Annotated in this window: 21 protein-coding genes, 1 tRNA gene and 1 pseudogene; 3 read left to right on the top strand and 20 right to left on the bottom strand. The window is 59.2% G+C overall.

Annotation, left to right across the window (positions count from 1 at the left end; all coding sequences use genetic code 11):
* Positions 1–7 precede the first annotated feature (7 nt).
* From AB4O23_RS15330 to AB4O23_RS15320, 3 genes are read right to left on the bottom strand one after another with little or no spacing between them, the layout of a single operon-like run.
* Positions 8–874, bottom strand: coding sequence for a carbohydrate ABC transporter permease (locus AB4O23_RS15330; protein ID WP_017527241.1), 867 nt, complete (start codon positions 872–874; stop codon positions 8–10).
* Positions 871–1,968, bottom strand: a complete 1,098-nt coding sequence (locus AB4O23_RS15325; protein WP_460063837.1) for an ABC transporter ATP-binding protein — start codon at positions 1,966–1,968, stop codon at positions 871–873. Before AB4O23_RS15325 ends, AB4O23_RS15330 begins: the two co-directional genes overlap by 4 nt.
* Complete coding sequence (locus tag AB4O23_RS15320) at positions 1,968–3,062, bottom strand: ABC transporter ATP-binding protein (protein ID WP_065877376.1); 1,095 nt, start codon at positions 3,060–3,062, stop codon at positions 1,968–1,970. Before AB4O23_RS15320 ends, AB4O23_RS15325 begins: the two co-directional genes overlap by 1 nt.
* Before the next feature lie 269 nt (positions 3,063–3,331).
* Between AB4O23_RS15320 and AB4O23_RS15315 the strand changes: the two genes are divergently transcribed.
* Positions 3,332–5,143 (top strand): sigma-54-dependent Fis family transcriptional regulator, encoded by a 1,812-nt coding sequence (locus AB4O23_RS15315; protein WP_137219756.1) that lies wholly within the window; start codon positions 3,332–3,334, stop codon positions 5,141–5,143.
* On the opposite strand, the gene AB4O23_RS15310 is transcribed toward AB4O23_RS15315, so the two are convergent.
* From AB4O23_RS15310 to AB4O23_RS15280, 7 genes are all read right to left on the bottom strand, one after another.
* Positions 5,140–6,072, bottom strand: a complete 933-nt coding sequence (locus tag AB4O23_RS15310; protein WP_065877378.1) for a FecR family protein — start codon at positions 6,070–6,072, stop codon at positions 5,140–5,142. The genes AB4O23_RS15315 and AB4O23_RS15310 overlap by 4 nt on opposite strands.
* Positions 6,072–6,611, bottom strand: a complete 540-nt coding sequence (locus AB4O23_RS15305) for a sigma-70 family RNA polymerase sigma factor (protein WP_116077882.1) — start codon at positions 6,609–6,611, stop codon at positions 6,072–6,074. The genes AB4O23_RS15310 and AB4O23_RS15305 overlap by 1 nt, the downstream gene beginning before the upstream one ends.
* Before the next feature lie 79 nt (positions 6,612–6,690).
* Positions 6,691–8,802, bottom strand: a complete 2,112-nt coding sequence (locus AB4O23_RS15300) for a TonB-dependent receptor family protein (RefSeq protein WP_460089802.1) — start codon at positions 8,800–8,802, stop codon at positions 6,691–6,693.
* Between the two features lie 245 nt (positions 8,803–9,047).
* Entirely contained in the window at positions 9,048–10,361 is a 1,314-nt protein-coding gene (locus AB4O23_RS15295; protein ID WP_068937022.1) for a methyl-accepting chemotaxis protein, read from the bottom strand.
* Positions 10,362–10,469: 108 nt separating this feature from the next.
* Positions 10,470–10,736, bottom strand: a complete 267-nt coding sequence (locus AB4O23_RS15290) for a hypothetical protein (RefSeq protein ID WP_068937023.1) — start codon at positions 10,734–10,736, stop codon at positions 10,470–10,472.
* 155 nt (positions 10,737–10,891) lie between these two features.
* Positions 10,892–11,641, bottom strand: coding sequence for a hypothetical protein (locus AB4O23_RS15285; RefSeq protein ID WP_065877388.1), 750 nt, complete (start codon positions 11,639–11,641; stop codon positions 10,892–10,894).
* Positions 11,642–12,041: 400 nt separating this feature from the next.
* Positions 12,042–12,671: a hypothetical protein gene (locus tag AB4O23_RS15280; protein WP_017527231.1), complete on the bottom strand. Its 630-nt coding sequence runs from the start codon at positions 12,669–12,671 to the stop codon at positions 12,042–12,044.
* A 394-nt stretch (positions 12,672–13,065) separates the two neighbouring features.
* Between AB4O23_RS15280 and AB4O23_RS15275 the strand changes: the two genes are divergently transcribed.
* The gene (locus AB4O23_RS15275) at positions 13,066–13,311 is read left to right on the top strand and encodes a hypothetical protein (RefSeq protein WP_017527230.1); all 246 of its coding nucleotides are present in this window, start codon (positions 13,066–13,068) and stop codon (positions 13,309–13,311) included.
* Positions 13,312–13,430: 119 nt separating this feature from the next.
* On the opposite strand, the gene AB4O23_RS15270 is transcribed toward AB4O23_RS15275, so the two are convergent.
* The 3 genes from AB4O23_RS15270 to AB4O23_RS15260 all read right to left on the bottom strand — a co-directional run bounded on the left by AB4O23_RS15270 (position 13,431) and on the right by AB4O23_RS15260 (position 16,056).
* Positions 13,431–14,447 (bottom strand): hypothetical protein, encoded by a 1,017-nt coding sequence (locus AB4O23_RS15270; RefSeq protein WP_065877390.1) that lies wholly within the window; start codon positions 14,445–14,447, stop codon positions 13,431–13,433.
* A 724-nt stretch (positions 14,448–15,171) separates the two neighbouring features.
* Positions 15,172–15,804, bottom strand: coding sequence for an ABC transporter permease (locus AB4O23_RS15265; RefSeq protein ID WP_065877392.1), 633 nt, complete (start codon positions 15,802–15,804; stop codon positions 15,172–15,174).
* Between the two features lie 161 nt (positions 15,805–15,965).
* Positions 15,966–16,056, bottom strand: a tRNA-Ser gene (locus AB4O23_RS15260).
* Positions 16,057–16,208: 152 nt separating this feature from the next.
* On the opposite strand from AB4O23_RS15260, the gene AB4O23_RS15255 reads away from it, so the two are divergent.
* A complete protein-coding gene (locus AB4O23_RS15255) occupies positions 16,209–16,880 on the top strand; it encodes a Bax inhibitor-1/YccA family protein (RefSeq protein ID WP_017527229.1) in 672 nt (223 codons plus the stop codon).
* Positions 16,881–16,947: 67 nt separating this feature from the next.
* Here the strand turns inward: AB4O23_RS15255 and murB are convergent, their stop codons facing one another.
* The 7 genes and pseudogenes from murB to AB4O23_RS15220 all read right to left on the bottom strand — a co-directional run bounded on the left by murB (position 16,948) and on the right by AB4O23_RS15220 (position 21,470).
* Positions 16,948–17,967 carry a UDP-N-acetylmuramate dehydrogenase gene (murB, locus tag AB4O23_RS15250; RefSeq protein WP_065877393.1) on the bottom strand — a complete coding sequence of 340 codons (1,020 nt, stop codon included), beginning with the start codon at positions 17,965–17,967 and terminating at the stop codon, positions 16,948–16,950.
* Positions 17,964–18,428, bottom strand: a complete 465-nt coding sequence (locus tag AB4O23_RS15245) for a low molecular weight protein-tyrosine-phosphatase (RefSeq protein ID WP_017527227.1) — start codon at positions 18,426–18,428, stop codon at positions 17,964–17,966. Before AB4O23_RS15245 ends, murB begins: the two co-directional genes overlap by 4 nt.
* Positions 18,429–18,431: 3 nt before the next feature.
* Positions 18,432–19,193: pseudogene (kdsB, locus tag AB4O23_RS15240) on the bottom strand (3-deoxy-manno-octulosonate cytidylyltransferase); the annotation flags it as partial.
* Complete coding sequence (locus AB4O23_RS15235) at positions 19,190–19,375, bottom strand: Trm112 family protein (RefSeq protein WP_003174668.1); 186 nt, start codon at positions 19,373–19,375, stop codon at positions 19,190–19,192. The gene AB4O23_RS15235 and the pseudogene kdsB, both read right to left, overlap by 4 nt.
* A gap of 24 nt (positions 19,376–19,399) precedes the next feature.
* Entirely contained in the window at positions 19,400–20,410 is a 1,011-nt protein-coding gene (gene lpxK / locus AB4O23_RS15230) for a tetraacyldisaccharide 4'-kinase (RefSeq protein ID WP_460150188.1), read from the bottom strand.
* On the bottom strand, positions 20,410–20,838 hold the full coding sequence (locus AB4O23_RS15225; protein WP_017527224.1) for an ExbD/TolR family protein: 429 nt from the start codon (positions 20,836–20,838) through the stop codon (positions 20,410–20,412). Before AB4O23_RS15225 ends, lpxK begins: the two co-directional genes overlap by 1 nt.
* Positions 20,835–21,470 (bottom strand): MotA/TolQ/ExbB proton channel family protein, encoded by a 636-nt coding sequence (locus AB4O23_RS15220; protein ID WP_017527223.1) that lies wholly within the window; start codon positions 21,468–21,470, stop codon positions 20,835–20,837. Before AB4O23_RS15220 ends, AB4O23_RS15225 begins: the two co-directional genes overlap by 4 nt.
* Positions 21,471–21,505 lie beyond the last annotated feature (35 nt).

Genomic DNA, 21,505 nt, shown 5'->3' with positions numbered 1-21,505 from the left:
GGCGGCCTCAGCGGTTGGCGTCGGAGTGGGTCATGGCGGTGTAGAACAGCCAGGACACCAACAGGATGATCAGGAAGTACACCAGGGAAAACGCCGCCGCCGGGCCCAGGTCGAATTGGCCTACGGCCATCTGGGTCAATGTCTGGCTCAGGAACGTAGTGGCGTTACCCGGCCCGCCGCCGGTAAGGACGAACGGTTCGGTGTAGATCATGAAGCTGTCCATAAAGCGCAGCATCACCGCGATCAGCAACACGCTCTTCATCTTCGGCAGTTGGATATGTCGGAACACCGCCCAGGCGGAGGCCCGATCAATGCGCGCGGCCTGGTAGTACACGTCCGGAATGGCGCGCAAGCCCGAGTAGCAGAGCAGCGCCACCAATGAGGTCCAGTGCCACACGTCCATCACCAGCACGGTGACCCAGGCGTCCATGGTGTTGGCCGCATAGTTGTAGCTGATGCCCAGGGCGTTGAGGCTGTAACCCAGCAGGCCGATATCGGCACGGCCGAAGATCTGCCAGATGGTGCCCACCACGTTCCACGGGATCAGCAGCGGAATTGCCAGCACGATCAGCACCAACGACGACCAGCGGCCCTTGGTGGGCATGGTCAGGGCGATGGCGATGCCCAGCGGTATTTCGATCAGCAGCACGCACGCCGAGTAGATGAACTGGCGCAGCAGCGAGTCATGCAGGCGCGGGTCGAGCAGCACTTGTTTGTACCAGTCGGCACCGACGAAGTAGCGGCTGGACTGGTCGAAGATGTCCTGCACCGAGTAGTTGACCACGGTCATCATCGGGATCACCGCGCTGAATGCCACCAGCAGGAATACCGGCAATACCAGCCACCAGGCCTTGTTGTTCTGCACCTTGTTCATGGCTGCACCTCCAGCAGGTAGTCGTCGGCATACAGCATCAGCCATTGCGCGGGAAAGCTGATGGAGGCCTGGCCCTCGGGCACCGGTTTGTCTTCGGCCAGGCGCACTTTGAGCGTTGCGCCGTCGAGGTCGAGGGTCATGATCTTGTAGGTGCCAAGGTCTTCCAGGTGCGTGACGTTGGCCTGCATGGCGTCGGGGTTATGCTCGTCCCACACGTGGATAAATTCCGGGCGGATGCCCACCTGCAGCTTGGTGTAGTCCGTCGCTGCAATGCGTCGCTGCAACGCCTCGGGCAACGGCAGATGGGTACCGGCAAATTGCACCCCGCCCGCCTCGGCCCGCACTTCGATCAGATTCATCCCAGGGCTGCCGATGAAATAACCGACAAAGGTGTGGCTGGGTCGCTCGAACAGTTCCCGTGGCGTGCCGAACTGCACGATCTGCCCGCCGTACATCACCGCGATCTTGTCGGCGAAGGTGGAAGCCTCAAGCTGATCGTGGGTGACGTAGACCATGGTGATATTGAACTGCTCGTGAATCTGCTTGAGCTTGCGCCGCAGCTTCCACTTCAGGTGCGGGTCGATCACCGTCAGCGGCTCGTCAAACAGGATCGCCGATACGTCGTCGCGCACCAGGTCGCGGCCCATGGAGACTTTTTGTTTTTCATCGGCGGTGAGGTTGCGGGCTTTTTTGGTCAGCAGGTTTTGCAGGTCGAGGACTTCGGCGATTTCCTGCACTTTGCTGTGGATTTTCGCCTCGGCCATGCCCTGGTTACGCAGCGGGAAGGCCAGGTTGTCGAACACCGTCATGGTGTCGTACACCACCGGGAACTGGAACACCTGGGCGATATTGCGTTTCTCCGGCGTGAGGTCGTTGACCACTTGGGTGTCAAACAGCACCTGGCCCTCGGACGGGCTGAGCAGGCCGGAGATGATATTGAGCAGGGTCGACTTGCCGCAGCCGGACGGGCCGAGCAATGCGTAGGCGCCGCCCTGCTCCCACACGTGGTTCATTTCCCGAATGGCGTAGTCCTCCGGACCATTCGGCGTAGGGCTGTAGCTGTGCGCCAGGTTCTGCAAGTGGATCTCGGCCATCAGGCAACCCTCGCGACACGGCGTCCGGGGGCCTGGACCAAACGGCCCTGACCATCGAACACAAACAGTTTATGGGTGGGGATATACACGCGGATCGGCGCGTCGACGTCGTATTCGTGCACCCCCGGCAAGTGCAGCACCAGCAGGAAGTGCTCGCTGCGCACATGCAGGAAGGTTTCCGAGCCGCTGATCTCGGCGACTTCCACGGTGACTGCCAACTCCAGGTCGTCGTCGTTACTCGGCACCAGGCTGATGTGGCTGGGGCGCACACCGAAGCGGAATTCGCCTTCGCCGATGGGGCGCAGGTCGACATTCAGCGGGAAGTGCACAAAGTTGGCGAAGCTCACCTCGTTGCCGCTGATACGTCCCGGCATCAGGTTGATCGGCGGTTCGGAAAACAGTTCGGCCGCCAGCACCGTCTGCGGCTGGTGGTACACCTCGGCGGCCTTGCCGCTCTGGATCACCCGGCCTTCGTGAAGGATGGTGGTGGTGCCGCCCAATGCCAGGGCCTCGTTGGGTTCGGTGGTGGCATAGATGGCGATGGTGTGGCGGGCCTGGAACAGCTCACGCATTTCCTGACGCAGCTCTTCGCGCAGTTTGTAGTCCAGGTTTACCAGAGGCTCGTCGAACAGGATCAGCTCGGCATCCTTGACCAGTGCGCGAGCCATGGCCGTGCGCTGCTGCTGGCCACCGGACAATTCCAGCGGGTGGCGCTGGAGAAATTTCTCGATGCGCAGCATCCTGGCGGTTTCCTGCACCTTGCTCTGGATGATCTCGTTGGACACACCGGCCTGGCGCAACGGCGAGGCGATGTTTTCAAACACGGTCATGGTCGGGTAGTTGATGAACTGCTGATACACCATCGAGACGTTGCGCAGGCGCACCGGTTTGTGGGTGACATCAACGCCGTTCATCAGAATGCGGCCGCTGTCGGGCTTGTCCAAGCCGGCCATCAGGCGCATCAGGCTGGTCTTGCCGGACAGGGTGCGGCCAAGCAATACGTTGAAGGAGCCGGGCTCGAAACGCAGGGTGGCGTCGTCGATCCAGGTTTGGCCGGAGACGACGCGGGAGACATGTTCCAGGGTCAATGACATGACACGACCTTTTTATTATTGGAATGAAACTGGCCAGTCGTCAGAGCGAATTTCATGCCAAAAACGGCAGGTGCTTGATCCGTAAGGAAATGGGGTAAAAGCGGTGTTCGAGAGTGAACAATCTGGCTGAACAACTGAACAGGTTGGGGGTTGACAATGAACACTTCTGAACAACACTTTATGGGCACTGGAGCACAACTGGGAGGGGCAAGCCCCGGATCCAACCAGTAGATCGTGCAAGCCCCCATAACAATAAAAAGAAGGTCACTATGGCCGAACCGCTGCCCCACGACATCATCATTCAGGACTCCTGGCGCCGTTGCCGCGCGTTTGGCCTGGACCACCAGAGCACGCCCAGCTTCGACCAGTTGCCGGCCGAGGGCATCAGCCAATTGCTGGAAAGCCAGCACTCCCTGGTGCAGACCACCCACCAGGAGGTGCTGCCCTACTACGAGAACATCCTCAGTAATTCCAATTGCCTGATCATGCTGGCCGACAATCAGGGCCAGGTGTTGACGTCGTGGGGCACTCAACGCTTTATCGAGCCCAAACTGGCCCGTGGCTTCAGCGCCGGCGCCAGCTGGAAGGAGCGCTGCAGCGGCACCAACGCGATCGGCACCGCACTGGCCTGCGCCCAGGCGGTGCATATCGAACACGACGAACACTTCCTCAAGGCCAACCGCTTCATGACCGGCTCGGCGGCGCCGATCTTCGATGCGCAACGTGAAATCATTGCGGTGCTGGATGTGTCCAGCGACAGCTACCTGCCGCCCTCCCACACCCTGGGCATGGTCAAGATGATGAGCCAGACCGTGGAAAACCGGCTGATCCTCAACCTGTTTCGCGGCGAGCATTTTCAACTGACCTTCAATACTGGCTTGAGCAACCTCGACAGCCAGTGGGCCGGCCTGTTGATCTTCGATGAAAGCGGCCAGGTGCTGTCGGCCAACCGGCGCGCCGACAACCTGCTGGGCATCAGTCTGTCGCGGGTGATGATCGACAGTTTGTTCAAGGTGTCATTGCTGGAGTTGCTCAACCAGCCGGAAGGCTTGCCGTTTTCGTTGCAGGCGGCGGGACGCAATCGGTTCCAGTGCGTGTTGAAACGCCCCCAGCAAATGCCGGTGCAGGCGCGGGTGTTCAGCGAGCCTGCTGCGCCAAAACCAGCGGCGATTGGCCTCAAGACCCTGCATTTCGGCGATGTTCGCGTGGAAAAAGCCGTGCGTCAGGCCGAGCGCCTGCTGGAAAAAGACATCCCGCTGCTGATCCACGGCGAAACCGGCGTGGGCAAAGAGGTGTTCGTCAAAGCCCTGCACCAAGCCAGTTCCCGCAGCCGGCAGGCCTTTATCGCGGTGAACTGTGCGGCGATTCCCGCAGAACTGGTGGAATCGGAACTGTTCGGCTATGAAAAAGGTGCGTTCACCGGTGCCAACCAAAAAGGCAGCATCGGCCTGATCCGCAAGGCCGACAAGGGCACATTGTTTCTCGACGAGATCGGCGATATGCCGCTGCCGACCCAGGCCCGCTTGCTGCGCGTATTGCAGGAGCGTTGCGTGCAACCGGTGGGGAGCAGCGAGTTGTTTGCGGTGGACCTGCGCATTATTTCGGCCACCAACCGCGCCCTGCGCGAATGGGTGCAGGCCGGGCGCTTCCGTGAAGACTTGTACTACCGCATCGGCGGCCTGACGCTGGAGTTGCCGCCCTTGCGCGAGCGCAGCGACAAGCAGGCGCTGTTTCAGCAACTGTGGCAGCAACACCGCGAACCGACCCAATGGGCCGGCCTGAGCAGCGAGGTGCTGGCGCTTTTCGAACAGCATCCATGGCCAGGGAATTTGCGCCAGGTCAGCAGCGTGCTGCAGGTGGCGCTGGCAATGGCCGAGGAACAACCGATCCGCCCGGAGCATCTGCCGGATGATTTTTTTGTGGACTTGAATGTGGCCCCGCCGCCAACTGCCAGTGAATACCTGGATGACAGCATCGACCTGAACGAGCGCCTGAAGGCGGCGGGCGGGAATATCTCCCACCTGGCGCGCGAGTTGGGGGTGAGTCGCAACACCTTGTACAAGCGGTTGCGCCAAGGTTAGCGCGGCTTGACCACCACCAGCAGGTCGGTGAAGTACTCCACCTGGATCGGCAGGTTATCCGCCAGGGCCGCCAGCGCCGCCGCCGTGTCGTCCAGCTTGAACACGCCGGACACACGCAGATCGCCCAAGGCCTGGGAGTCGAAGCGCACCACCCCGTGACGGTAGCTGGCCAGCGTCTGCAAGACCTCGCTCAGGGGCTGGTCGTTGACCTTGAGCAGGCCACGGGTCCAGGCGTCCGGGTCGGCATTGCCGGTGTTTTGCGCGGGCATGGCGTGGCCATCCTTGAGCACGGCGCGCTGGCCGGCGGTGACCTTGACTGCGTCCTGCGCTTGACCTTTGACCGCCACGGTGGACTCGATCACCGTGACCACCGTGCTGCCGTCTGCCGCGCGCTTGACCAGATAACGCGTACCCAGCGCGGTCGCCGTGCCCTGGTCGGTGCGAACCACGAACGGCCGCTGGGCATCCTTGGCCACGTCCACCCAGAGTTCGCCTTGCAGCAATTGGAGGACCCGTTGGTGGCCGTCGAATTGCACATCCACTGCAGAGTTGCTGTTGAGCTGCAATTGGCTGCCGTCTTCGAGGGCGATCTGCCGACGCTCGCCGACGCCGGTACGCTGGTCGGCCATCCACACCGGCAGGTGCTCCAGGCCCCACCAACCGCACAGCAACACGCCAAGCAAGCCCAACACTTGGGCACTGCGTGGGCGTTGCGCGCTAAACGCGCGATTCAGGGCCACGCGCGTCGGCTGCGCGGGCAAGGTATCGAGGCTGCACCAAAGGCCGCGCATGCGTTCAATTGCCACCGCGTGACGCGGGTCGGCCTGGCACCAGGTGTTGAAAGCCTGGCGCTCGGCGTCCGTGACGTCTTCGTCGTGCAGGCGTGTCAGCCAATTCGCCGCTTGCTCAATGATCTGTTCGGAACTCATCACAGCGGGTCGGCCGCATGCAGGCTGTGGTAACAGTGCACCAGGGCGCTGGAAATATAGTTTTTGACGGTGCCGGAGGACACGCTCAGGCGGCTGGCGATTTCGCTGTAGGTCAGCCCGTCGAGGCGACTTAACAGGAAGGCCTCGCGGGCCTTGGCTGGCAAACCGGCGAGCATTTCCGCGATACGCTCCAACGCTTGCAGCGCCACGTGGATCGCGGCCGGGTCGGGCATGCCGGCGTCTTCACACTGGATGGCCAGCGCTTGCATGTAGGCTTTTTCGATACGGCGTCGACGCGCGCCATCGATCAACAGGCGCCCCGCCGTGGTGGCCAGGAAGGCCCGAGGTTCCTGGATGTGTTGTGGCTCGGCCAGCATCAGCACACGAATGAACGCATCGTGCGCCAGGTCGGCGGCGTGCTGGGAACACCCGAGTTTTCTGCGCAGCCAGCCATGCAACCAGCCGTGGTGCTCGCGGTACATCGCCGTAAGGGTCTGCTGGCGCACGGAGTCGCCCAGCGCGGCCGGAATGTCATGCATGCGCAAAAATTTCTCAAATGGGAAATGTTACCAATTGCGCAAACAATGCCAGTAAAACGATGACGGGGCAAGGGCCGGATTAACGCCAACTCCACGACACGCCGGTGTAGATGCCACGACCTTCCGCGGGTGTAGAACGGGCTAAATCCGCGCCCTTGTCGTCGTAAGCCGGTGTAACGGTGTTGGCGTAGCGGCGGTTGGCAAGGTTGCGCAGGTCGACCCAGGCTTGCCAGGCCTGTTGGGGCGCGTCGTAACCGAACGTCGCACCATAAACGGTGTAGGGCGCCGCGTAGTAGGAGTTGGCGTAGTCCACCGCCACCCGTGAAGCATGCTCGGTATTGAGGCTGGTGTAGAAGCCCGTCGGGTGGTCGTAGCGCAGTTGCGCCTGGTAGTAGTGCTTGGGGATACCGGGCAAGGCGTTGCCGCCGAAACGGTCGTCGTCGCGGTAGTGGAAGTCGCTGTAGGTGTAGGCCTGGCGCAGGTTGAGTATGCCGCGGTGGCCGCCGTCCCACAGCGGGCTGAGCAGGCCCAGTTCAACGCCCTGGTGCACGGTGGGGCTGGCGTTGGATTCGGCGATGATTGCATTGCTGGTTGGGGTCTGGGGCTGGGTTTCCACGCTGAGCAGTTCGTGACGTACTTCGGAGCGGTACAGCGCCAGGTCCCATTGGCCAAGCCATGCCTCTCCTCGCCCGCCGATTTCCAGGGTGGTGGCGGTCTGGTTTTTCAAACTGACACCTTCTCGCGCCAACCCCGTGGCCGCACCGCCGGCGAAGTATTTGTTGGAACCCCAGATCATCGACCACGCATGCGGCGGCTCGACCGAGCGGCTCACGTTGCCGTACACCTGCAATTGCGGGTTGACGTCATACCGCAGGCCGATGCGCGGCGCGTAGTCCCAATCATGCTGGCTGAGCGGCGCCTGGCCTTGAGGGTACGTGACCTGGGTTTCGCGGCGGGTGTAGATCGCGGCCAGGTCGGTGGTCAGCCAGAGGTCCGGCACCAGTTCCAGCTCGTTGCCGATGTGCAGCACGGTGTCGGAGCCCAGGTAGCTGTAGTCGCGGGTCTTGGTGCCGGGGGCATAGGTGACGGTGTTGCCGGCAGGTACGCGTACATATTCCGACGCGCCATTGCTGGGCATCGCCTGGGTGGTGCGCAGGCCAACGGTGGTTTTGCTGTCGTGGCCGAACAACATGTCCTGGCGGATGTAATTGAGGGTGCCGCTGAGGTCGGTGTAGGCGACTTTAAGGCGGTTGGTGCCTTCGCGCAGGTCCATCGGGTAATCGTGATAGGCCAGGCCGACTTCAAGGCGCGAGTTGTCGTCCAGTTGCAGGGTGGTTTTATTGGCGATCCAGGTCGATCCCGGTTGCAGGCGCTTGGAGTCACGGCTGGCGTTAAGGCTGTTGGCTGCGCGCGGGTCGTGGCTGATCTGGCTGCGGGTGAGTTTGCCGGGGGTGTCGTTGGTCGTCTCGCGGTAACGGAAATAGAAGCGGGTTTCCAGATTCGGATTGAAGCGGTAGCCGAAGTTGGCGGCCACGCCCTTGCCGGTGGCGGCGCTCTGGTGCTGATAACCATCGGATTCCGAGTCGGTCAGGCTGATGTAGTAATCGGCATCCCCCAGTACCTGGCCCGAGCTGATTTCGCGTTGGGCGTAACCACGGCTGCCGGCCTCATAGCGCACTTGCAGCTTGGGCGCGTCGTAACCCGTGCGGGTCACGTAGTTGACCGCGCCGCCCAGGGCCAGCGCGCCCTGATCAAAACCGTTGGCGCCACGCAGCACTTCGACGCGGCTCTGCCACAGTGGGTCCTTGAGTTCGTAGGGTGTGCCGCCAGGCCCGGTCAGGGGCAGGCCGTCGAACATCTCATAGAGCCCGGAAGCATGCGCGCCGGGGCTGCGGTTCAGGCCCGAACCGCGAATGGACAACTTCACCCCTTCGTTATTCGCCGCCTTGGCGTACACCCCGGGCTGGTACTTGAACACATCTTCGTTGGTGCTCACCCGCCCCTGCTGCACGCTGCTCATGTCGATGTAATTGGTGGCGCCGGGCACGCTCTTCAGCTGCGCCTGGGCCACTTCGCCGGCACTGGCCTCGGCCGTGGTGACTTCGAGCGGCGCCAGTTGCACGTCTTCGGCGTGCACCAGCGAACTTAAGGTCAGGGCGGCAAACAGCAACGGAGGTTGGCGCAACAGCATGGGCAGGTCCTTGGGAGTCGGGGGCATGAAGGGCCTGGCCCACCACGCGAACAGTGATGGGAAGCCAACGCGGCCCACCAAGTCACGCTTTGTTAACGGACCCGCTTCTTTCTACACCAACGCCAAGCTGCTTTTTTATTAAGTCCTACATCGAGTCCGCGCATGCACACTCAATATCCGACGAAACAAACAGTGCCCCTACTGTGAAGCCCCCCTTAAGCAAACAAACGATCTAACCCAGCACGTTATTGCAGTTCATTGGCAAAGCGCCCGACCGCGCTCACCACCTGTTTGGCGCCCCCCTGGATCTCGGTGATCACCGCGCCGGCCTGGTTGGCCAGGGTCAAGCCTTGCTCTGCCTGCTCGCGGCTGCTGAACATCTCGGTAATAGCTTCGTCGGCGAGACGCTGGTTTTGCTGGACCACGCTGACAATCTCTTCGGTTGCCGTACTGGTTCGGCTAGCCAACTGCCTGACCTCATCGGCCACGACCGCAAAGCCCCGCCCCTGTTCACCGGCGCGGGCGGCCTCGATGGCCGCATTGAGCGCCAACAGGTTGGTCTGGGCGGCGATACCCCCGATGGTCTGCACAATCGCGCTGATCAGCAATGACTGCTTACCCAGTGCTTCGATGCTGCCGGTAGCCGATTGCATCTGCACGGCAATGTTTTGCATGGTTTGTACCGTGTTCTGTACAACGGCCGCGCCGCGCTCGGCCGTGACATCGGTTTGCAGCGACACTTCGTAAGCCACCCCGGCCGCGGCCTTGACCTCGGACTCGCGCAACACCTGGCCGGTGACCACACTGGCAAACTTCACCACTTTGCACAGATTGCCTTCTGCGTCGTGCACCGGGTTGTAAGTGGCTTCGAGCCATACATCATTACCGCGGCTGTCCACCCGCTTGAAGCGGCTGGCGACAAACTCTCCACGATTGAGGGTCTGCCAGAAATCAACGTAGCCGCTCGATGCCGCCTCTTGCGGGCTGCAGAACATGCTGTGTTTTTTGCCGACGATCTGATCCAGGCTATACCCCATGGCATCGAGGAACTGAGTATTGGCGGTGACCACCGTCCCATCCAGTTTGAACTGGATAACGGCAGTCGAGCGGATCAACGCGTTGATGAACGCCTCGTTTTCCTTGGATTGCTCAATGACACGGCTCACATCGGCACCGTAGCCCTGGATATGCGACAGCCGACCGTCACGCCCTTTGATCGGGCACCAGGTCAGGTTGAGCCAGGCCAGGCTGGCATCGCTGCGCAAATAGCGGTAGTCGTCAGTCACCGGTTCAAAGCGCTCAACCGCTGCGTGAAAATTGCGAAAGCAGGGCAAGTCCTTGACGTAAGGGGGAACGACTTCACCCAGCAAGCGACCTTGCAAGTGCTCTGGGGGATAACCAAGCACCCGCGCGAATGCGTCATTGACCGCCGTAATGCGGTACTCCGCATCCAGGGCGATGGAAAGCCTGCCACGGTCAAATTGCGCAACGAGCTGTCGCAAATGAAAAAGCTCGTCGTCCTGGTCCTGTAGATTTTTCTTCAAGAGGCGATTGAACATGGTGGCGTCCCTGCTGTGGTCATCACTGCATCGGCCAGGTGGCCGGCAAGCTGAGCATAGACGACGAACGGTCACGCCGGCGCCACTGACCCCAAGCAAGTGATTGACCTAACCGGGCAGCTCCACCCCCTGCATCAGCTCGTGCGCCTCCGAGCCCGCGGGAAACCGGAAACCATACATCTCATCTGCCGCGAGTATCTGCCCAAGTGCCTCAAGCAACTGCGGCTCGCTTGGCGAGACGCGCAGCAGCTTGTGTGCAGGCAATAACAATTCGGCAGCAACGCCTTCGGCACTGGCGGTCTCGATCACCGCGAAGAGAATAAAGCGCAGGCGTATTTCGCGATCCGTAGGCCACACCGTTTTTTGCTTACTCAAGGGTAGGGCCTCATTTTTCAGAAAAGTCCGAGGCTATTGCCGACGCCGGGGCGATTCAAGCAAGGGAAGGCAAGATAGGCCACTTCCTACAGAGGAAAACGAAACGCTGTACCTGTACGGATAGCTGTGCTGCCGCTTTGCGTTGCCAATAGCGCTCACTGCACCGGAAGGAAATTCATCAGCAACAGACTTTGCGCATAATTGAGACCAATGCGCCGGTAGCGCTCGTCAAGCATCTGCGTCAACAGGTCGAGCCGCGCGACAATCTTGCCGAACTCCACCGCAAAACTGAGGTTACTGCCCTCCTCCGATATCTCGTTGGAAAACAACAGCAGCACCCCATTGGCATCCTGACGCTTGCTGAGCAACCACGTGGCCTTCTCGATATTGCGCGCGGCGTTGCTGACGAATTGCGGGTTGATCGAGTCGGTCATATAGAACTCGGTGCGCCCACCGTGGGCGGTCACCAGCATGCTGCCGATCGCGTAGATAAACGCCCCGACCCGATCGCCCTGGAATTCCGGGCTCAAGGAATAGCTCAAGGCCACCAGGTCGCGACGTTCACCCAAGGCTGGCAGCGGCCGGCGCTGCTCGATCGCCTGGCGAATTTCCCGCTCGGCACTCGCCGCATCCGGGTAACCCGACTGCCGCCATTGGCTGGGGTTACGCAGGTAAAGCTTGCTCATCAGCACGTACAGGCTTTGCAGGTTGTCGCGCATGCCCAGCGTGGCCATGCGATCGACACTGGTTTGAAAGAACTCGTCGGGCTTGCCATTGGTGAACTGCTTGGCAATATCGCGGCCTTGTTGCTGAGTGCAGCCGGTAGCAAAAAACACTAATGCAGCGGCCAGGAGCAACAGCTGGCGCCTGGCGCGAACTCGGAAAAAAGGAAACGTGCGATCCATCGGCACCCGATCTTGTTCTTCTGCCCACGCGGGAAATCGGTGGGGCTGGGACAGAAATAGAGCGGATAAATCTAAAAAAGTGCGAAAGACAGCAGCAGATAGTTGTAAGAGGTGCCTGCCAGAGCGCCGCGTGACGAATTCGTTTCAGCGCCTATACTTCAGTTGCGTGCGTTGTTGGCGAGCCAGGATGGCATTTTCACTTTTACGTGGCCTTGCGGGTGGTTCGCAGCGCCCGCGGCACTATCAGCAGCCGCTGTAAATGAGGTGACGGCAATGAAACATCCAATTCGAGCACAAATGTTTGTCCAGGTGATTTGCCTGCTTTCGGTGGCTCAGCTTTTTTGCTGATCCGGAGGGGAAACTGCCTTTGAAAGGGCTGCGGGCGTGGCGGGGCCCGTCTTCATTTGTCCAGGTTCAGCAGTTCCTGCATACGTTCGCCTATCATTCCTCGCAACCATGCGGCATGAAACTCGATGTCTGCCAGAGAAGTCCCGTCACCCATTTGATATCCCAACACCTTGCCCTTGGGGCCCTTATACGTCACGTAAAAATGGCCATCGTGGTCAAACAGGGCGACCGCGTAGGGGCGGATGGAAAGAATGTGGTCGAAAGGCACACGCACTTCCATGGGTTTGCGGCCACGACGCGTGACCGTGAGGGTGAGCAGTTGCTGGTTTTCGTCGAACGTGAACGCCTGCACTTGAGGCTCAGACGTCACCCACGCAAACATCGCGGCAATGAACACTGCAGCACCCAGCATGAGCAGCATGAACGACGACTCGCTGAGCTTCGATCCAGCGCTGGGGGGCTCACCGTGTATATCGCCCATCCCCACAAGCAACATCGCCAACCCATAGCCCGGTAAAAGCAAAAGCAGCCCAAGGAAGAATCCAAAAACTGCGTAGCCATTGCCGCCAATGATCGGGATACTCGGGCCGTAATGCCAAACAGGTGGGTGGGTAGCAACGGTTTCGGTGCTTGGCGCGGCTAAAGGCGTTGCGACAAGACGAGGTGGGCGTTGACGATCCATCTGACGGGCTCCGGGGTTTGCAGCGCAGACAGTACCACTGATGGATCGCGGGTATCGGCAGCCGTTGATGATTTACGATTGAGGGGCGGCCTTGGCGACTGCGGCTCTTTCACATTCTTTTCACAGCCGGGCGCTTATGGTCATTTCCAGCTCCTAGTGAACATCCCTTTAAGCCCGCTCCCCCCCATCGCGGGCTTTTCTTTGTCCGCGATTTTCTATGGCATCAGGCCAATACCTATTCCCAGCTGTGTCAGGCTCAAGGCGCACCGTTTGCACTGACAGCATTGAGCCGGGACGATGATATCTAAGCGTTGAGCGGCAAAGTGATGGCCAATTGGCACTTTTTCAACCGCCGCCTGTCAATCGCACATCACGGCCGAAGTAGTACGTCATCATGCACAGCTGGAAGAAAATCTCGCTGACCGAAGATCTGCAGCGGAGCCTGCCGGGGCATCAGGTCGATTGCATCCTGATCAACGGCTGGAACGCTACCGTCTTCGTCCGACAGCTCGAACATGACTCAATGTTTTGCACGACGGGAATCAACCTGGCCCAACTGACAGACAATTCAAGCATTCAGAAGCTTGCTGACGAATTGGTTTTCGAGATTGATATGTCCAAGGGAGGGAGAGTTGGGTAGCGTTCCCTTTGCCTGAGTTGCGCGCGTGTTTTGGACACGAGAAACGCAAAAGCCCCGCTTTCGTTGGGCTTTCGTTTGAATCTTGGCGGGGAGTCAGGGAACGCTATTAACAGTCCCACTTAGCGGATAGTGATGTCCCTACCGAAGTATTGCTCGGCGTCATACTTTCCGATCACTTGCTCCAAGGTCTCGTGGTTATTGTCCATTACCAATTTGTGTGAGATTGCGCTGAGCGCAATTAAGATATCCTTACATTCAATACGTGCTTGCATGACTGAACTTGAGGCGGTTGTGAGAACTTGAGAAAGCAATTCATGATTCTTTTCAATCAGGCACACAATAAAATTGTAAGTTACCTTATAGCACAAATCCATATCTTCGATTTCTTTCGGCCTAACAACCTTTTCTAAAAAATCCTTTTCTTTACCCGCAGGGACAAATTCTTGAACCCAATAAAAATAGGATTCATCGAAGATAATGGATTTGATGGCGTTTAATATTTTTTCATTGGTAGCTATTTTATTAAATATAACGGCTGCGAACTCATCAGACACGTCAATCAATTCATCGCCGTATTCATTATTAAGCAAGGTGATCATTGCGTGAAGCTCTTTGAGCAGGGATACATTGCCAGAGCCCATTTCATTATATGCTTCGCCAACCTCATCAATATTACGTTTGAATACGCCAATATATTTATCACCCTCTTTAATAGCATCAAGGAGAGGAATCAAGCTGTAGCGTCTAACCTGTATCAGCTCATAAAACTGGCCCAGCTCTTCACGAATATCTTGCAAGCGCTCCACCGACGCTGCTAAAAAATTACTGTCATCTCTTATCGCTTTATTCAAGCGAGTGAAGTCCAATACATCGTTAGACCAGAGCACGCGCAGGTCGATACTTTTTTCAAAGGCTTGTGTCTTGCTAACCAGTATCGAATACTTATCTTCTATTTCAAAAAGCACATCTTGAACTTTTTGAAGACCTGTTGATCTTGCGTACTGATTGATTCCACGAATCTTTTCAGCTTCGGCTTGTTTCTTTTGACGAACAGTCCAAGTAATTGCCGCACCTACAATTGTCAAGCTTGTCGCCATATCAAAGCCAAGCTGGATATTACTGAACCATGTGCTCATTTCATTCCCTTAAATATCATTTTTCTAGCCGTACACGTCGTAACAACTGATTTAAAATCAATTTTCACGCCGTAGAAACAGTGTTGACATGCTTTTTTGGATCGTACCCTGGCTCCGCCTGGGCACACCTCCGGTAAGTCGCTACGTCATGTATCACGTAGATCAACCGCAATCAACTGCGCGCCCCCCTTGAATCGGCCTACTACTCACCAGAAACCCTACGAGAGTGAATCGACAGAAGCCCGCCTGATGCCGTGATCAGTCCTGACCAAGCTTAAAGAAGACGCAAAAAACAGATTCAATCGCTCCGCCTTTTTGTAGATGCCGGATGGCTGCTTCCCTCCGTCGAGTACTTCGAGAATGGGTCCGCTCATTGCGAAGTTGTCCAATGTAAGCCTGGCCGGTTCTGTGCCGACAGTCAGAAAGTGGATCTACTGTTTCAGCAGCATCAGCCAAGCGCAGATTTCAGCGATCTAACAGGCGATAGAGCGCTTGAGCATGGGATGTCGCGAACCCGAGTCGTGGCTCGATACGACGTTCCTTGATGGCACATGCGAGCTGCAGGTGCGTCCAACCCCTTAGAGGCTCCAGTCGCGTCTCCCCCACCAAAGCGTACTGTTCCAAAGTCGAGGCCTTTCCCATAAGAGGCGTTACGGTCGAATATTGCGCTGATCCCTAGCACCACTTTATGTGCCGCATAGCCTGTATCAGACGGCGTAGTAGTTCATTTGTCCATATTCAGTAGTTCCTGCATCCGCACGCCAATGATTCCTCGCAACCAAGCGGCATGAAACTCCATGTCTTCCAGAGAAGTTCCCTCAGCCAATCGATATACGAACTCCTTGTCCCTCGGCCCCTGACACACAACGCTAAAATAGCCATCACGGTCATAACTGGCTAACACGTAAGGACAAATACAAATAATGTCGTCAAATGGCACCTGCACTTCGGTTGGTTTACGGCCGCGACGGGTGACAGTGAGGGTAAGCAGTTGTTGGTTTTCATCGAATGTGAAGGCCAGCACTCTAGCCGCAGAGAAAACCCACGCGAAGACCAGCCCCATGAGCACAACACAACCAATCAGCCCCAGAATGAGCGTCGACATTGTGAGACCCGACTCATCGCTGCTCGGTTCGCCTTGCATCGCTTCGAACCCGAGAAGGAGCAAAATCATCAGTACTAAGCCCGGCAACAACCCAAGCACCACAAAGCAGAAACCCAGAATGGCCGCACCCGTGCTGCCAAAGGTCAGTAAGTCCGGGCCGCGATGCCAAATAGGGGGATGGGCGGCGGGGCTGCCATTGCTTGATGCGACTAGAGACGCTGCGGCGCGGTGAGGTGAACGTTGACGATTCATCTAGCAGGCTCCAGGGGGGGGCTGCGTAGACAGTACCACTACCGCCAGACATTCGGACCAAGAGGCATTGGGCCTTCTCATATATTTAGGAGTAACCGTCGTGCTCCACCCAAACCCCAGATACACAAAAGCCCCGCATTGCGGGGCTTTCGTTTGAATCTTGGCGGGAAACCAGGGATTCGAACCCTGGGAACGCTATTAACGTTCGCCGGTTTTCAAGACCGGTGCATTCAACCACTCTGCCAATTTCCCTTGTGCATTGCAGGATTATTGTAGGCCATCCTGTCTCAGCGGGCGCCATAATACCCGAATGAAACACACTGTCAAACTCTCGCCATAGCTTGTTACAGAGCGTCTGTTATGATCTTTGCGACTGAACGTTTCAAAACCGAAGGAGTGTCGCCATGCGCGAACAGAATTACGCAGTGAATGGTAACGCGCAGGCTGAGCAGCTTGAAGTCAGCCGCGTATTGCGCAACACCTATGGCCTGCTCGCCCTTACCCTCGCTTTCAGCGGAGTAATGGCGTTCGTGGCGCAGCAGATGCGCGTCGGCTACCCGAACATCTTTGTGGTGCTGATCGGCTTCTATGGTCTGTTCTTCCTGACCAACAAGCTGCGTGACTCGGCCTGGGGCCTGGTATCGGCGTTTGCCTTGACCGGTTTCATGGGCTTTATCCTCGGCCCTATCCTCAACCGTTACCTCGGCATGGCCGGCGGCGCGCAAGTGGTGAGTTCGGCATTTGCCATGACGGCCCTGGTGTTTGGTGGTTTGTCGGCCTATGTGCTGATCACCCGTAAGGACATGAGCTTCCTGGGCGGTTTCATCACCGCGGGCTTCTTCGTATTGCTGGCGGCGGTGGTTGCAGGCATGTTCTTCCAGATCAGCGGCCTGCAACTGGCGATCAGCGCGGGTTTTGTGCTGTTCTCCTCCGTGTGCATCCTGTTCCAGACCAGCGCCATCATCCACGGCGGTGAGCGCAACTACATCATGGCGACCATCAGCCTGTATGTGTCGATCTACAACCTGTTTATCAGCCTGTTGCAGATCTTCGGCATCATGAGCCGCGACGACTGATTGCCAGCCACATAAAAATGCCCCGTATCGAAAGATGCGGGGCATTTTTTTATCAAAGAGCAGGACGTCAGTACTGGTTGGGTTCCATTTCCAGCTCGACCTCAAAACGCTCAGAGATGTCACGCTGGATGCACCGGGCCAGGTTGGCAATGTCTTGCCCCGTGGCGCCGCCATAATTGACCAGTACCAGCGCCTGTAATTTGTGTACGCCCGCATCGCCGTCACGAAAGCCCTTCCAACCGGCCTTGTCGATCAGCCAGCCTGCGGCAAGCTTCATTTGCCCGTCAGCCTGAGGGTAGGCCACCAGATCCGGGTACCGCGCCCGCAGCTTTTCGGCCAGGGCCTCGGGTACCAACGGGTTCTTGAAGAAGCTGCCGGCATTGCCCAGCACGGCCGGGTCCGGCAGTTTTTCGCTGCGGATGCTGCAAATCGCGCGGCTGACATCGCTCGGCGTCGCCTCGGTAATCCCCTGCCCGGCCAGGCGTTGTTGCACCGGGCCGTAGTCTAGCTTGAGGTGGCTGGCGCGGCTCAGGGCAAAGCGCACGCGCAGGATCAGCCAACGCCCGGTCTCGTGTTTGAACAGGCTGTCACGGTAGGCAAAGTTACACTCTTGCAGGGTGAACTCCCGCAGCTCGCCGGTTTGGCGATCCAGCGCAGTGAGGCCCGCGAATACGTCCTTGATCTCCACACCGTAGGCGCCGATGTTCTGCATCGGGGCTGCGCCGACGGTGCCGGGAATCAGGCTGAGGTTTTCCAGACCGCAGAAGCCCTGCGCCAGCGTCCACAGCACGAACGGGTGCCATGCCTCGCCCGCTTCGGCCTCGACCACCACATGCACGCCATCATCGTGCAGCACGCGAATGCCCTGAGTGGCCATGCGCAAAACCAGCGCTGAAATATCCTGAGTCAGCAGCAGGTTGCTACCACCGCCAATCACCAGTAGCGGCAGCGCCTGCGCGGCGGCGCAGGCCAGGGCTTCGCGCACATCCGCGTCGCTATGGGCCTCGGCGAACAGCCGGGCGCGCACGTCGATACCGAAGCTGTTGAATGGCTTGAGCGATACCTGCGCACGTACTTGCAAGGTCATAACCGCCCCTTCAATTCGATCACCAATAAATCACAGGCTCGTTCGATCAGGTCCAAGACCCGCTCGAAACCTTGCTCGCCTTCGTAATAAGGGTCTGGCACCTCGTCCACTTCCGAGTCGTAGCGGCGCAGGAACAAATCCAGCTCAGCCTTGCCTTGCCCCGGTTGCAGCGCCTTGAGGTTGCGCAGGTTGCTGTTGTCCATGGCCAGGATCAGGTCATAGCGCGCAAAATCGGCGCGGGAGACCTGCTGCGCACGTTGGGCCGACAAATCGTAACCGCGCTCCAGCGCCGCACGCTGGCTGCGCTGGTCCGGCGGGTTGCCGATATGCCATTCGCCGGTACCGGCGGATGCCACCTCGATCCGGCCGGCCAGCCCCGCTTCGCGTAACTTGTGCCGCAGCACACCTTCAGCAGTGGGCGAGCGGCAGATATTGCCCAGACAGACAAACAGAACCTCCATCAAGCCCCCCAGCAGGCGACGAACGCGATCAAGGTCTTCCTGGGTGTCGACACCCGCCGGCGGCGCTTCCAGGGCATCGCCCACGTGGATGCGCACGCCATGCCACAAGGCACGCAGTTGCTCCAGGGATTCGGTGTTTTCCAGCCAGCATGGGCCCCAACTGACGAAGTCATGCAGGAAACCGGCGCGGTAGGCGTAGATGCCGATATGGCGGCGATAAGGCACGCCTGCCGGTAGCACATCACGTTTTTTGGCGAAGGCGTCACGCGCCCAAGGCAAGGTCGCGCGACTGAAGGTGAGCGCTAGGCCGTTGATATCGCTGACCACTTTGACCACGTTCGGGTTGAACAGCGTTTCAATGTCTTCAATCGGCTCCGCCAGGGTCGCCATGCGCGCTTCACCATGGGCCGCCAGGTTGGCGGCCACCTGGTCGATCACGCTTGGCGGAATCAGCGGCTCGTCACCTTGCACATTGACCACAATGGCGTCAGGCGCCAGGCCAAGCTGAGTGGCGACTTCGGCCAGGCGGTCGGTGCCGGAGTTATGGTCTTCGCGGGTCAGTACCGCCTCGGCACCAAAACCTTTGCAGGCTTCGATAATACGCGGGTCATCGGTGGCCACCACCACGCGCTCTGCGCTGCTTTTGCAGGCCTGTTCCCACACCAGTTGGATCATCGGCTTGCTGCCGATCAGTTGCAGCGGCTTGCCCGGCAGGCGGGTCGATGCGTAGCGTGAGGGAATGACAACAGTAAAGGCAGTGGTCATTTATCCAGACGCTCGTCGGTGGTCAGGGTGCGTGCTTCGCTTTCAAGCATCACCGGGATACCGTCACGGATCGGGTACGCCAGGCCGGCGCCTTTGCTGATCAGCTCGGTTTTGTCGGCGCTGAGCTTGAGCGGGCCTTTGCAGATCGGGCAAGCGAGGATGTCGAGCAGTTTGGTGTCCATGAGTGTTTCCTGGAAAGAAGCGTTTTAAGGCAAGAGTCGGTCAGGCAGCAGGCGCATCAGTTGCGTGTCGAACCAGGCGACGAACGCCGGCGACGGCAACGCATCCACCGCAAGGTACCACCAGTCGGGCCGGGCAAAGGCGCGGCACTTGACCGCGTCTTTTTCGGTCATGACCAGCGGCAGCGACGGCGTAAAATTCAGGACCTCGGCGCTGTACGGCGCATGGTCGGCAAACGCATGGGGGATGGGTTGCCAGTGTAGCGTTTCAAGGGTGTTGAAGAAACGTTGCGGGTTGCCGATACCGGCGACCGCATGCACCCGCTGGCCCGGAGCGAAGTGCTCGACGCAGCGGCGCTCGCCGGTCTGCAGGTTGATCAGCGCGCTGGGCTGCAGGCGAAAGGCAAAACCATCGTCGCGATCTGAGCCGGCGCCGTTATAAAGCAGCGCATCCACACTCTGCAAACGCTCCACCGGCTCGCGCAATGGCCCGGCCGGCAGGCAATGGCGGTTGCCCAGGCCACGGGCGGCATCGATCAGCACCAACTCCAGGTCGCGAGCCAGACGGTAGTGCTGTAGGCCGTCATCAGAGAGGATCAGGTCGAGAGGTTCGCTGGCCAGCAGTGCCTTGACCGCGCGACTGCGGTCGGGGTCGATCATCAAGGGCACGCCGCAACGCTGTACGATCAGCAAAGGTTCATCCCCCGCCACGTCGGCGCTGTGGCTGGCCTCGACGCGCCACGGCAAGCGCGGCGGCTTGGCACCATACCCACGGCTCACCACGCCCACGCGTACGCCGCTGCGCCGGCAGTGTTCGATCAACCACAGGATCAACGGCGTCTTGCCGGTGCCCCCCACGGTAATGTTACCGACCACCACCACCGGCACCGGCGACTGATAAATATCGCCCTCGCCCGCCACGAACCGCGCGCGCTTGCGCGCCACAATACGGCGATACAGTGACTCCAGCGGCCGCAACAGGGTGAGCGCCGGATGCCCCTCGTACCAGGTCTTGAGCAAACGATCGGACATGGCCATCAGGGTTGGCTCGCCGCCTCGACGGTGCTCATGCGCAGGTGGCTGAAACCCAGCTTGCCGGCGGCATCCATCGCGGTGATCACGGCCTGATGCTGGGTCTTGCCATCGGCACTGATGGACAACGGCATCTTGGTATCGCCCCCGGACTCTTTTTCCAAGGCGACCATCAGGCTGGCGAGGTCGTTTTTCTCCAGCACCTGGTTATTCACCGAGAACACGCCGTCGGCGCTGATGGCGATGTCAATCTGCTTGACCTCCTGGTCTTCGGCCGGCGAACCGCTCACCGCTTCCGGCAAGTCGACACGCAGCTCGGTCTGCCGGGTGAAGGTGGTGGTGACGACAAAAAACAGCAGCAGGATAAACACCACGTCGATCAGCGACGCGAGGTTGATATCAACGTTTTCCCGTTGCTTGCGGCGAAATTTCACGCTGTGCCCCCGACGAGGTCCACGTCACGGTCGCCCTGAACCACTTCCACCAACTTGATGGCTTCCTGCTCCATGCCGACCACCAGTTCATCGATGCGCCGTTGCAGGAAACGATGGAAAAACACCGAAGGAATACCGACCATCAGGCCCGCCGCCGTGGTGATCAGCGCCTTGGAAATACCACCGGCCAGCACAGCGGCGTTGGTACTCATGCCCGAACCCATGAACGAGCTGAAAATATCGATCATGCCCAGTACCGTACCCAGCAAACCGAGCAGCGGGGCCATGGCGGCGATGGTGCCGAGGGCGTTGATGTAGCGCTCCAGCTCATGGATAACCCGGGCGGCGGCCTCTTCGATGCATTCCTTCATGATCTCGCGGCCATGCTTGGAGTTGGCCAGGCCCGCTGCGAGGATTTCACCCAGCGGCGAGTCGGCGCGCAGGGCCTTGAGTTTTTCCTTGTCCAACTGCTTGTTCTTGATCCAGCCCCAGACCTGCCCCAGCAGATGCTCGGGGGTGACGCGGCTGGCGCGCAGAGTCCACAGGCGTTCGGCAACGATGCCGAGTGCGGCGACGGAACTCAAGATGATCGGCAACATCATCCAGCCGCCGGATTTGACCAATTCCCACACAGTGAATGTCCCCTCGAAAAAGTGCGCCACTTTAC

Source organism: Pseudomonas sp. H2_A10, from assembly GCF_054680085.1.
Note: the sequence above shows the minus strand (reverse complement) of the source record. Positions and strands in the feature narration are given on the sequence as shown.